10 protein-coding genes are annotated in these 12240 nt (G+C 73.4%); 4 read left to right on the forward strand and 6 right to left on the reverse strand.

Annotated elements, in window-relative coordinates; genetic code table 11:
- Positions 1–7 precede the first annotated feature (7 nt).
- From ACFXPX_RS23625 to ACFXPX_RS23635, 3 genes are all read right to left on the reverse strand, one after another.
- Positions 8–985: an ABC transporter permease gene (locus ACFXPX_RS23625; protein ID WP_380643089.1), complete on the reverse strand. Its 978-nt coding sequence runs from the start codon at positions 983–985 to the stop codon at positions 8–10.
- Entirely contained in the window at positions 982–2709 is a 1728-nt protein-coding gene (locus tag ACFXPX_RS23630; protein ID WP_380643091.1) for an ABC transporter substrate-binding protein, read from the reverse strand. The genes ACFXPX_RS23625 and ACFXPX_RS23630 overlap by 4 nt, the downstream gene beginning before the upstream one ends.
- A gap of 85 nt (positions 2710–2794) precedes the next feature.
- Complete coding sequence (locus ACFXPX_RS23635; protein WP_375893150.1) at positions 2795–2929, reverse strand: hypothetical protein; 135 nt, start codon at positions 2927–2929, stop codon at positions 2795–2797.
- A gap of 263 nt (positions 2930–3192) precedes the next feature.
- On the opposite strand from ACFXPX_RS23635, the gene ACFXPX_RS23640 reads away from it, so the two are divergent.
- The 4 genes from ACFXPX_RS23640 (at position 3193) to ACFXPX_RS23655 (ending at position 8542) form a co-directional block, all read left to right on the forward strand.
- Entirely contained in the window at positions 3193–3855 is a 663-nt protein-coding gene (locus tag ACFXPX_RS23640) for a TetR/AcrR family transcriptional regulator C-terminal domain-containing protein (RefSeq protein WP_375893149.1), read from the forward strand.
- Positions 3856–3990: 135 nt separating this feature from the next.
- Positions 3991–4665, forward strand: coding sequence for a cutinase family protein (locus tag ACFXPX_RS23645; protein ID WP_380525737.1), 675 nt, complete (start codon positions 3991–3993; stop codon positions 4663–4665).
- Positions 4666–4935: 270 nt separating this feature from the next.
- The gene (locus ACFXPX_RS23650; RefSeq protein ID WP_380525739.1) at positions 4936–7365 is read left to right on the forward strand and encodes a penicillin acylase family protein; all 2430 of its coding nucleotides are present in this window, start codon (positions 4936–4938) and stop codon (positions 7363–7365) included.
- 52 nt (positions 7366–7417) lie between these two features.
- Positions 7418–8542: an alpha/beta hydrolase gene (locus ACFXPX_RS23655; RefSeq protein WP_380643093.1), complete on the forward strand. Its 1125-nt coding sequence runs from the start codon at positions 7418–7420 to the stop codon at positions 8540–8542.
- A gap of 106 nt (positions 8543–8648) precedes the next feature.
- Here ACFXPX_RS23655 and ACFXPX_RS23660 read toward each other — a convergent pair whose 3' ends face one another.
- From ACFXPX_RS23660 to ACFXPX_RS23670, 3 genes are all read right to left on the reverse strand, one after another.
- Positions 8649–9716 carry a BTAD domain-containing putative transcriptional regulator gene (locus ACFXPX_RS23660; RefSeq protein WP_380643095.1) on the reverse strand — a complete coding sequence of 356 codons (1068 nt, stop codon included), beginning with the start codon at positions 9714–9716 and terminating at the stop codon, positions 8649–8651.
- 130 nt (positions 9717–9846) lie between these two features.
- Positions 9847–11208: a serine/threonine-protein kinase gene (locus ACFXPX_RS23665; RefSeq protein ID WP_380643097.1), complete on the reverse strand. Its 1362-nt coding sequence runs from the start codon at positions 11206–11208 to the stop codon at positions 9847–9849.
- 14 nt (positions 11209–11222) lie between these two features.
- Entirely contained in the window at positions 11223–12002 is a 780-nt protein-coding gene (locus tag ACFXPX_RS23670) for a serine/threonine protein kinase (protein WP_380594776.1), read from the reverse strand.
- Positions 12003–12240: the final 238 nt, after the last annotated feature.

The following is a 12240-nucleotide window of genomic DNA, read 5'->3' on the forward strand; positions in this document are numbered from 1 at the left end:
TTCCTCCTCAGCTCTCGCTGGTGCGCAGCCGCGGGTCGACCAGCCGGTAGGACAGGTCGACGGCGGTGTTGACGACGGTGTAGACCAGCCCCGCGACCAGCACGATGCCGATGACCAGCGGCAGGTCCTTGTTGCGGACGGCGGTGACGGCGAGCGTGCCCAGCCCCTGCCGGGAGAAGACCGACTCGACCACCACCGCGCCGCCGATCAGCGAGCCGGTCAGCCAGCCGACCAGGGTGGTGACCGGCAGCAGGCCGTGCCGCAGCGCGTGCCGCAGCCGGACGGCGGCCTCGCCGAGGCCCCGGGCCCGGGCGGTGGTGACGAAGGGTTCGTCCAGGGTCCGTTCCAGGCCGCGGCGCAGCACCCGGGTGATCACGGCGGCGGGTCCGGCGGCCAGTGCCAGGGCGGGCAGCACGAGCCCGTCCAGCCCCGGCGCGCCCAGCGCGGGGAACCAGCGCAGCCGGAAGGAGAACAGGGCGAGCAGCAGGGTGCCGAGCCAGAACGCGGGCACGGCCACGCCCAGGCCCTCCAGCAGGGCGACGGGGGTGCGCACCCAGCGCGGCCGGCCGGCCGTCAGCAGGGCCGCCGGGACGGCCAGCGCGATGGTCACCAGCACGGTGGCGCCGAGCAGTTGGAGGGTCGGGCCGAGTTGCTGGCCGATCGCGGTGCGCACCGGCAGGTGGAGTACGTAGGAGTCGCCGAGGTCGCCGCGCAGCACATGGCCGAGGAAGGTCAGGTACTGCACCGGCAGCGGCCGGTCGAGCCCGTACTCCCGGGTGATCTCCTCGCGCAGCCCGTCGCCGGTGCCGCGCAGGCCGGTGAGCAGGTCGACCGGGTCGCCGGAGGTGAGGTGCAGGGCGAGGAAGGCGAGCGTCACCGCGCCCCAGAGCACCAGGACGGCGCTGCCGAGTCGGCGCAGGGCTGCGCCGCCGAGGCGGTTCAGCGCGGCGCCGCCGGGGCGGCGGTCCGCCACGGCGCCGGTCACCGGGCGAGCCAGGCGTCGGCGAAGTTCGGGAAGCTCTGCTGCTCGAAGACGACGCCCCGCACCCGGGCGGAGGTGCCCAGCACGTAGGCGTTGCTGAACACCGGCAGGATCGCCGCGTCCTGGCTCACCTTCTGCTGGACGGCGGCGTAGAGGGTCTTCTGCCGCTGCACGTCGGTGGTCGCGAGCGCGTCGGCGAGCTGGGCGTCGACCTGGTCGTCGTGGTAGCGGGCGGCGTTGTTGTCGATCTTGGCGGTGGGGATGTGGGCGCTGCCGAAGACCAGCCGCAGCGCGTCCGGGGAGGAGTTGTTGGCGCTGCTGTTGAGCAGGTCGTAGTCCCCGGCCAGGACGCGCTTGACGTAGGTGCCGGTGTCCAGGTTCTGGTTGCGGATCTCGATCCCGAGGTCCTTCGCGGCGGCCTGGATCTGGGTGGCCAGGGCGGTGTACTGGCCGAAGTACTCGCCGATGTACAGGAAGTCCAGGCTCAGCCGCTTCCCGTCCCTGGTGCGGTAGCCCTCGCCGTCGCGCGCCGTCCAGCCGGCCTCGTCCAGCAGCTTCCCGGCGGCCGCCGCGTCGTACCGGTACTGGTCGGCGACGCCCGCCGCGTACTGGGGGGTGGACGGGGAGAGCGGTCCGGTGGCGGCCGGGAAGACGCCGAAGTAGAGCTTCTGGACGATCAGGTGCCAGTCGATGCCGTTGCGCAGCGCCCGGCGCAGCCGGACGTCGGCGAGCGGGCCCTTCTCGGTGTTGGGGTTCAGGCTCCACGGCACGCCGGGGGAGACGGCGCTCTGCACGGTGAACTTCGGGTCGGCCTTGAGCCTGGCGACGTTGACAGGGGCGATCGCGGCGGCGGCGTCGGCCTGACCGCTGGTCAGCGCGCCCTGGCGGGAGGAGCTGTCGGGGACGATCCGTACGGTGAGCCGGTCCAGGTGGGCGGCGCCCCGGTTGGCGGCGCCCTCGGGGGCCCAGGCGTAGTCGGCGCGGCGCTGGTAGGTGATGCCCTGCTGCGGGGTGAACCCCTCGGCGCTGGTGAAGGGGCCGGTGCCGACGATCTTCGAGCAGAGCGCCTTGGGGTCGCCGGCCAGGGTGGCGGGCGACTCGATGCCGAGGCTCGGGGAGGCCAGGCCGGTGAGGAACGAGGAGGCGGGCGCGGCGAGGGTGACCTCCACGGTCTGCGGGTCGACCACCCTGGCCGAGCGGTAGTTCTCGATCAGCTGGGCGGCGCCGGCGGACTTGGTGGCGGGGGCGACCACGTGGTCCAGGTTGGCCTTCACGGCGGCGGCGTCGAAGGCGGTGCCGTCGCTGAAGGTGACGCCGGTGCGCAGGGTGAAGGTGTAGGTCTTCTGGTCCTCGGAGATCTTCCAGGACTTCGCCAGCCAGGGCTGGACGGTGCCGCTGTCGTCCTGCCACACCAGGGAGTCCAGCGCAGCCCGGGAGAACAGGGCGTCGGCCTGGCCCTGGTGCGGGTCGAGGCAGGTCGGGCCGTAGGGGACGGCGAGGGTGAGGGTGCCGCCGGCCACCGGCCGGTCGCCGCCGGCGGCGTCGGCGCCGCCCGGTGTGGTCGCGGAGCCGGCGCAGGCGGCGGTCAGCGGGAGCACGGTGAGGGCGGCGACGAGGCCGAGTCTGGAGCGGAACCCCCTGCTGTGCACGGCGGTTCGGTGCCGGGTCGCGGTCCTGGCGGCGGCGGGGGCGGCGGCGGGGGCGAGGGTGTCGGGGTGCGGTCGCATGGCGGGGCTTCTCTCCGAGGCGCGGACGGCGGCGGGGCCGCCGGGGACGGGTCGGGGTCGCCGCGAGGGCCGTCGCGCCGGCCGGTCAGTGGCTGCCGGGCCGCGCGGGGGCACAACGCGGCCGGGTACAGAGCGCGCTGTCGGTACGGGAGAGGTCGATCGCCCGGCGGGTGGCGGCGAGCAGCGGGCGCATGCCCGGCAGGCCACGCGTGGCGGACACCCCGTACTCCTAGGAGACCGGCTCCGGAACCGGAGCGCCGATGAATGGTCAGTTCTCGCCCAGGGACTGGCGCGAAACGATTCCCACTGACCCGGGTAGTTAATCAGACTGAACTGGGTTGTTCAATTGCCGTCCGCTCCATGGGAGGCGGCACCCGAGACGGCACCTGCCCCAGCAAGGCTCCTGGTACGCAGCCTCCCCTGAAACTGAACTCATGAGTTCAGATCCGATTTAGCAAGCACCTGTGCGCTACTGTGAGGAACGTGAACGAACGTGAACTCCCGGGTACGGGCCGTGGCCGGATCGACAAGCGCAGCGCCATCCTGGACGCCGCGGTCAAGGTGTTCACGCGCGAGGGCTACGCCCAGGCGGGCATCGACGCCATCGCCGCGGCGGCCGGAGTGGCCAAGCCGACGCTCTACAACCACTTCGGGGACAAGGAGAACCTCTTCCGGGTGGTGATGCGGGACGGCGCCGAACGCACCGCCAACCGCATCGTCGCCGCCCTCGCCAGCCTCCCCGACGACGGACAGGACCTCGCGGCCGAACTGGAACGGGTGGCCCACCGCGTGGTCGAGTGCCAGCTCAGCGACGAGGGCTGGGCCCTGCAACGGCTGCTCTACGCCGAGGCCTCCCGGCTGCCCGACCTCTACGACCAGGTCGTGGCCCGCGGCTCCCAGCCCGTCCAGGACGTCCTGGCCGGCCGCCTCTCCAGCCTGGCCAACCGCGGCCACCTGGACCTCGACGACCCGGCCGTGGCGGCGGCCCAGTTCATCGCCCTGGTCTCCGGCAACCTCCCCGGCCTCTCCGCCCTCGGCACCAGGCCCGTCGCCCCCGCCGACCTCGCCACCGCCGTCCGCACCGGCGTCGACACCTTCCTGCGCGCCTTCGGCACCCCGCGCCGCCGTCCGGCCCGCCGCTCCTGACCGGCGGCGGCGCCCCCCGGACGATCGGCTTCATCGCTCTGTCATCGCCCGCTGCGATGGTCCTCCGGTGACCTGGGCCCACCACGCACCGCAACGGAGCGGGCGGGCGGGCCGACCTCGTGGGGAGGAAACGCCATGCAAGCACGAAAGATCGCCGCCGCGTCCGCCGGGCTCCTGCTGACGGTGGGGCTGACGGCGGCCCAAGGCGCCACGGCACAGGCGGCGACCACGCGCGTGGCCGCCCCGTGCGAGGGCACCTACACGATCGTCGTCGGGGGCACCGGCAGCTCCTGGAACAACGACGGCTTCTACGGCAACATCCAGCAGCACGTCGGCTACCCGACGCAGATCCCCAACGGGGCGAGCACCCGGGCGGGCGTCAGCGAGCTGAACCGGCTGGTCCGCGACCAGCGCGCGGCCTGTCCCGACCAGCACGTCAAGATGGCCGGGTACTCGCTGGGCGCCGGCGTGGTGCACGTGTGGGTGACCGAGAACTGGCAGACCTTCGGCAACGTCAACGCCATCCTGGTCGCCGACCCCAAGCGCCAGGGCCCGCCCGGGGCCAACGGCGGGGCCGTGCCGTTCGGCGGCATCATCGGCGCCCCGCTGGCGGGGGCCGACCGGTTCTTCGGCAACGTGCCGGTCAAGACGATCTGCCACTGGGACTACGTCTGTGACGAGTCCGCCGGCATCTGGACCTACCCGAACAACCACGTCAAGAACTACCCCGAAGACTTCAACATGGACCACCACAACGACGGCGCCAACGAGCAGTGGTACAACGGCGCCTGGTACCCGGCGAGCTGGTAGCCGCCCGTAGTCACCCGTAGCCGCCGGGCCCGCAACCGGCCCCCTCACCACCTGTCAGTGCCCGGGCGCCGCCCGGCCGCCGGCAGGTGGTGAGTCGTCTGCGGGGGGCGGTGGCGGGGGCGGGGGCCTGCGTCATCGGTCTGTCATCGCCCCTCCCTAGCGTGGCCGCGTACGGACAAAACCCTCGGATGACAGGGAAGGGACGGCCCGATGGCGCGGAGGGGACTCACAGCGAGGCTGCCGGTGGCGGTCTTGGCCGCGGTGGCACTGATGGGCACGACGGTGGCCGCCGGAGCACCGGCCGCCGGACCGGCGGCCACCGCCGGCGCACCGGACAAACCGACGATCCGCTACACCGAGTACGGCATCCCGCACATCATCGCCGCCGACCTGGCCGGGCTGGGGGAGGGCTACGGGTACGCCGCCGCCAAGGACAACATCTGCACCCTGGCCGACACCTACCTGATGGTCAACGCCCAGCGCTCCCGCTACCTGGGCCCGGACGGCAAGGCCAGCCCCGGCCAGAACCAGAACGTCACCACCAACCTCAACAGCGACCTCTACTTCCAGCGGATCAACGACAACCGGGTGGTGGAGGGGCTGATCGACCAGCCCGCGCCCAGGGGCCCGGAGCCGGAGGTCAAGGAGGCCATCCGCGGCTACGTCCAGGGCTACAACCGGTACCTGGCCGAGACCGGGGTCGGCAACATCACCGACCCGGCCTGCCGCGGCGCCGCCTGGGTGCGGCCGATCACCGAACTGGACGTCTACCGGCACGCCCACGCCGAGATCATCATGGGCAGCGCCGACCCGCTGGTGGACGGCGAGGTCAACGCCGCACCCCCGGGCGCCTCGGTCGCCGCCCAGCCCGGTGCCGCCCAGCCGGCCGCAGCCGCGCCGCAGCTCTCGCCGGAGGAGACCGGCAACCGGATCCGCGAGGCGATGGCCGCCGCCCGGCAGCAGGGCAGCATGGGCAGCAACGCCCTGGCGGTGGGCGCCCAGGGGGTGTCCGGGGGCACCAGCATGCTGCTGGCCAACCCGCACTTCCCCTGGCAGGGCAAGAACCGGATGTGGCAGGCCCAACTGACCATCCCGGGCCGCTTCAACGTCTCCGGGGCCAGCCTGCTCGGCCTGCCCGCCGTGAACATCGGGCACAACGACGACGTCGCCTGGAGCCACACCGTCGCCACGGTGGCCCCGTTCGGCCTGTTCGATGTCCAGGTGGACCCGCTGCACCCCACCAACTACCTGGTGGACGGCGTCTGGACGCCGATGACCTCGCAGCAGGTCGGGGTCGACGTGCTGAACCCGGACGGCTCGGTGGGCCGGGTCACCAGGACCCTCTGGGCCACCCGCTACGGCCCGATCACCACCTCGGTCCAGGGCATCCCGCTGCCCTGGGTCGTGAGCGCGCACGCGGTGCGGGACGCCAACATGGACAACCTGCGGGCGCTGAACACCTGGTTCCACCTCGACCAGGCCAAGGACGTCAACGAGGTGGTGAACGTCCTGGAGACCACCGAGGGCGTCCCCTTCTTCAACACCGTCGCCTCGGACCGCAAGGGCAACGCGCTCTACGCGGACATCCAGGCCACCCCGAACATCACCGACGCCCACGCGCAGTCCTGCCTCACCCTGACCGGCCAGATCCTGTTCAACCAGTCGCTGCGGCAGCCCAACGTGCCACCGGTGTCGATCTTCGACGGCAAACGCAGCGAGTGCGACTGGCCGAACGACCCGAACGCCGTCGCGCCGGGGCTGATGGACCCGCACCGGCAACCGCGGCTGATCCGCTCCGACTTCGTGGGCAACGCCAACGACAGCGCCTGGCTGGCCAACCCCGAGCAGCCGCTGTCCTTCCCCCGGGTGATGGGCGACAGCGCGGCGCCCCGGACGCTGCGCACCCAGCAGCTGATCCTCACCGCCCAGAACCGGATCAACGGCACCGACGGCCTGCCGGGCCGGGGCTTCACCCCGGAGACCATGCGGCAACTGCTGTTCTCCGACCACAGCAGGGCGGCCGACCTGGCCCTCAACGCCACCGTGAGCGCCTGCCAGGGCGCGCCGTTCGGGCTCGTGCTGGTGGACGGCAACCTGGTCAACATCAGCGAGGCGTGTCCGATCCTGGCCGCCTGGAACCACGACTTCACGCCGGACAGCCGGGGTTCCTGGCTGTTCGAGAACGTCTGGTTCCTCCTGGGCGGCGGGCAGGCGATCGAGAAGCTGCCCTGGCGGGTGCCCTTCGACCCCAAGGACCCGGTGCACACGCCCAATTCGCTGGACGCCGGCAACGACGTCGTCCGCAACTCGGTCGCCCGGGCCGTGCTCTCCCTGCGCAACGCCGGCATCGCGCTGGACGCGCGGCTGTCGGACGTCCAGAAGGTCACCCGCAACGGCGAGCAGATCCCGGTCCCCGGCGCGATCCACGAAACGGGCGTGCTGAACGTGGTCACGCCCGGCACGGTCGACGGCAAGTTCGACATCACCTTCGGTTCCAGCTTCATCCAGGAGACCCGGTTCACCGCCGACGGGCCGCCGCAGGCCTCCTCGGTGCTGGCCTACTCCCAGTCCGCCAACCCGAACTCGCCGCACTACGCCGACCAGACCAAGCTGTTCTCGACCGGCCAGTGGGCGCCCGAGCGCTACACCGAGGAGCAGATCGCGGCCTCACCGGCCCTGGAGGTCAAGGTCCTTGACTGAGCCCCCGGCCGAGACCGCGCCGCACCCGACCACACCCACGAGGGGGACCACCATGACGAGGACACCGCACCGCCGGCGAAGGCTGGTGGCCCTGCTGGCCGCCGTCGCCGGCATCCTCGGGACGGCCACCACGGCCGCCCCGGCCGCTCCTGCCCAGGCCACCGCTCCGGCCCGGGCCACCGCCGCCGTCGGCACCGGGCTACCGCCGCGGATGACGGACGGGTACGGCCTGACCCAGGTCGACACGAGTGTGGGCGGCCCCACCAACTTCTACCTCACCGTCACCACCCCCGAGGTCACCGGCAAGCACCACATCAAGATCATCCTGCCGAGCGGCTACGGCGACGACCCGACCCGGCGCTACCCGGTGCTGTACTTCCTGCACGGTTCGCCCGACGACCCGATCCAGCAGAACTACCCGGCCCTGACCACGTCCAACGCGATGATCACCGTCATCCCGGACGGCGGCGCCTGCGGCTGGTACGCGAACTGGCTCAACCAGAACACCCAGCTCGGCGCCCAGAACTGGGAGAACTTCCACCTCAACCAGGTGATCCCGTTCATCGACGCCAACCTGCGCACCGTCGCCACCAAGAAGGGCCGCGCCGTCGCCGGGGTCTCCATGGGCGGGTTCGGCGCCCTCCACTACGCCCAGGACCGCCCCGACCTGTTCAGCCAGACCGCGTCCCTGTCCGGGGACATCGACCTGTCGGCCGACTCCATGGACCTGCGACTGGCCGTCGTCGCCTCCCTCATCGACGCCCAGGGCGCGCTCTGCGGCTCGGCCACCGGGTCCTGCGGTGACCCGAACAACGACCCCTACAAGCCGGGCGTGGACAGCGACGCCCTGTTCGGCACCCCCTACCCGGTGTTCAACGCGGACTGGCGGTGGAACGCGGCCGACCCCTCCCAGCACATGGACCGGCTCGCCGGCGTCGGGGTCTCCATCTACGTCGGCAACGGACACGGCTCGCCCACCGACCTGGAGTTCTGGCTCGAAGGCGCGTCCAAGCACGTCAAGGAGCACATGGACGCCCTGGGCATGCCCTACTACTACGTCGACTACGGCGACGGCTCCGCCTGGGGGAGCCAGTGCAACGGCGGCCACAACGCCTACTGCTGGGAACAGGACCTCCGGGACCTGATCCCCCGGCTGGAGCGGGCCTTCGCCTCCTGAGCCTTCCCGGCCGTGCCGGCCGTGCCGGCCGTGCCGGGTAGTCCGGCTACGGGCCCCACCGGGAACCTCTCCGGTGGGGCCTCGCCGTACCGTTCGCCGGGCGGGCTCAGGCCCCGCGCAGGATCAGCCGCTGCGTCCGCCGCAGCACGGGGCTCGGCGGGACCCCCAGCTCGTCGGCGAGCCTGCGGCGGGTGCGGTCGAACACGGCCAGCGCGTCCGCCTGGCGCCCGCCGCGGAACAGCGCACCCATCAGCATCGCCGCCACCGGCTCGTTCAGCGGGTGCTCCCCGGACAGCGCCATCAGCTCCGCGATCGCCCCGGCGTACTGCCCCAGCCGGAGCCGCCACTCCGAACGCCGCTGGGCGACGGTGATCCGACGCTCGGTCAGCCGCAGCCGCTCCAGTTCGGCGAGCGGGCCCGGCAGCCCGGCCAGCGGCTCCCCGCGGAACAGGTCCAGCGCCCGGGAACAGAGCCGGACCGCCTCCGACAGGTCGCCCGCCCGGTGGGCCGCCCCGGCGGCGGTGACCAGCTCCTCCATCCGGGCCAGGTCCACCTCGGTCGCCCCGGCGACCAGGCGGTAGCCGTACCGGTCGTGCTCGATCACCGAGCCCGGACAGTCCCCGAGGCGCAGGGCCTTGCGCAGCCGGTACACATGGACCGGCACCACATTGGTGACCGGCGGCTCCGACCCCCACACGCCGTCCAGCAGCTCCTGCTGGCTGACGGTCCGTCCCCGGTGCAGCGCCAGCGCCGCCAGCACGGCCTGCTGACGCAGGTGCCCCAGGTCCAGGTCCCTCCCGCCGTGCTGCGCCCGGAGCGGGCCGAGCACCGAGATCCGCACCTTCGCGGCGGCCGTCCGGACCGTGGCGCCGTTGGGCACCGACGCCGACCCGGGTGCCGAAGCCGGAGCCGACCCCGACCCCGGCGTACGGGGGCCGCGGCCGGGCGCCACCAGTCCGCAGTCGAAGGCGTGCACGATGGCGGCGGCCCGGTCGCGCAGCCCGAGCTTCCCGAGGACCCGCGCCAGGGCTCCGGCCACCGCCTCCTCGGTGACGGCGAGGGCGGCCGCGATCTCGTCGTCTCTCAGACCGCAGCCGACCGCCCGGAGCACCGCGCGCTCCTGGTCCCCGAGTTCGGCGCTGCTCGGCCGGGTGGTGGTGGCGGTCGTCGACATCGCTGCTCCCTGCACTCCGCGCCGCCCGGTCCGGCCGGCGCCGTCGACAAGGTAGTGGCGGCCCCGCCGGGCCCGGAATCCGGAACGATCCGGAGTGGCACGCGGGACGCCCCCCGGTGCGCCGCGGCGCTCAGGGGCAGTCGACGAGGGCCGGGCGGTCCTTGGTGCGGACGGCCGGGAGCCAGGCGGCGGCGGTGTCGGGGAGGTGGACCCGGTACCAGAGGGTGGAGGTGCGGTCCTCCTCGTCCACGATGGGCAGGCCGGTGGTGAGCCGGCAGTCGGCGTCGAGGGTGTCGCCGTGCCAGACCCGGGTGGGCACCACGTTGTCGGCCGTGTACGGGCGGTGCGGGTCGACGGCCAGGCCCAGGCTGCACGCGGGGTCGCGGTCGGCGCGGTCCTGGCAGCTGCGCTCGGCGTTGAAGACCCGGATCCGGCCGGGGTGCCCGGGCGACTCGGCGCGCGGCCAGAGCGCCGCGGCGGAACCGGCGGCCGTCGCGGCGGCGACCAGCGCGAGCAGGGCCAGGCGCAGCCGCGGGCGGCTGCGGCGGCGCGGCCGCCGTCCGGACCGGTGGTCACGGATCCGGGCCAGCAGGCTCTCCGCGGTGTGCGGGGCGCGGGCGGCGTGGCTCGGGGCGAGGCAGTCGGCGGCCAGCTCGCGCCAGAACGGCGGGACGTCGGAGGCCAGGCGCAGCGCGGCGCGGCCCTCGGCGTACTGCTGGGCGGCGGCGCTGCGCGCGGTCGGGGTGGCGCCGGGGAAGGGCGGGACGCCCGCGGCGAACACCTCGTGGATCACGATGCCCAGCGCCCAGATGTCGGCGGTGGTCCGGATCTTGACGCCCTGCTCGCCGAGCGGCTCCTTCCACCGCTCCGGCGGGAGGTAGTCGGGGGTGCCCATCGGGGCGCAGTGGCCGTGGGTGCCGGTGAGTTCGATGGCGAGGCCGAAGTCGGAGAGGCGGACCTCGCCGTCCCGGCCGATCAGGACGTTCTCGGGCTTGAGGTCGGTGTGCACCCAGCCGGAGCGGTGCAGGTGGGCCAGGCCCTCGCAGATGCCGGCCACGATCCGGCCGCCCCGGTCCTCGTCGACGCCGGTGGCGAGCAGTTCGCGCAGGGTGCACCGGGCGCGCTCCATGACCAGGACGATCGCGCCGTCCAGCGCGGGGTGGTCGGGGGCGGCCAGGGTGAGGGTGTCGAGCAGCGGGACCAGCCGGGGGTGCGGCGCCGTCCGGGCCAACTCGACCTCGCGGCGGGCGGCTTCGGCGACGCTGCGGGCCTGGCGGGGGGCGAGCCCGGCGGTCGGCAGCACCTTGAGTGCGACCGTGCCGTCCGCGTCCCCTCCGTCCCCTCCCGCGTTGCCGCCCGTCCCGCTTCGGCGCGCGGCGTAGACGGTCGCCCAGCCGCCCTCGCCGATGAGCCCCGTCACGGTCCACTCGCCGACCCGGTGGCCGGGTGGCAGCAGGTCCTCGCCGTCCCCGTAGAAGGCCGGATCGTGCATGCTCGCTGCCCTCCCTACCGTTCCCTAGCCCTACCGTCCGGGCCCGGCGTCTCGGGGCGCGGCAGCAGCGCGAGGTGCTCCTCGCGGACGATGCCGAACTTCAACGCCAGCCCGACGACGGCCTCGCGCTTGCCGCTGCGGCGGTCCGGGCGCCCCGCGCCGTCGGGCAGCTCGACGCGGAGCTTCTCGTCGGCGAGGTAGTCGAGGTGGGAGCTGACCGCACGCGCGGTCAGCCGGGCGCAGGCGGGGTGGCTGCGCAGCCGCGCGACCACCTGGGGGGTGGTGGGCACGGCGGCGGGGGAGAGGTCGCGCAGCCACGGCTCGCAGAGCGCGACCAGCACCAGGAAGTAGGTGGCCGTCTCGTCCAGCGAGTACGCCGTCATGGTGCGGCTCTCCCAGGAGCCGCCGCGGGCGTGCGGGTCGAGGTAGACGTGGTCGGGCGCGAACACCTGGAAGGACAGCGGGGTTTCGCGCCGCGAGGGCAGCACCACCCGGGCGAACTCGAAGGGGATCGGCGCGCCGATCCGGCGCGGCGGCACCCGGAGGTACTCGCCGGCGCCCTCCGGGTTCTCCACCAGGTAGGCGTGGGTGTTGCTGAGGTTGCTCAACTGCCAGTGGTCGTCCGTCGCGTGGATCTCCCCGGCCAGCCGGGACACCGACTCGTCGCCGAGCCGGAGCTCCACCGGCGTACCGGCCGAGCCCCGCCCGAAGCGCGCCCGCTCCCCGGGCCCGAGCCGCAGCGTCACCGCTTCGTCGCCGTTCCCCTCCGGCAGGTGGACGAGAATCCCACTCACCGTTCCCCCGTCCCGCGCACTGCTGTCCTGTGCCGCACCCCGACCGTTGCCCTGACGGACGGAACGTTACCTCCTTGAGCATGACAATAAACAGAATGGTGGTGCAGGCCACGTGACGGCGCGGACCGGCAGGCCGTGCCTGCCGATCCGCGCCGCCGGGGACTGCCGGGGGTGTCAGCCCACGGCGGGGCCGGCGGTGGTGTTGAGCCAGGCCCAGTCGGACCAGGTGGAGAAGCCC

Source organism: Kitasatospora sp. NPDC059146 (assembly GCF_042786665.1).
Classification (GTDB): domain Bacteria; phylum Actinomycetota; class Actinomycetes; order Streptomycetales; family Streptomycetaceae; genus Kitasatospora.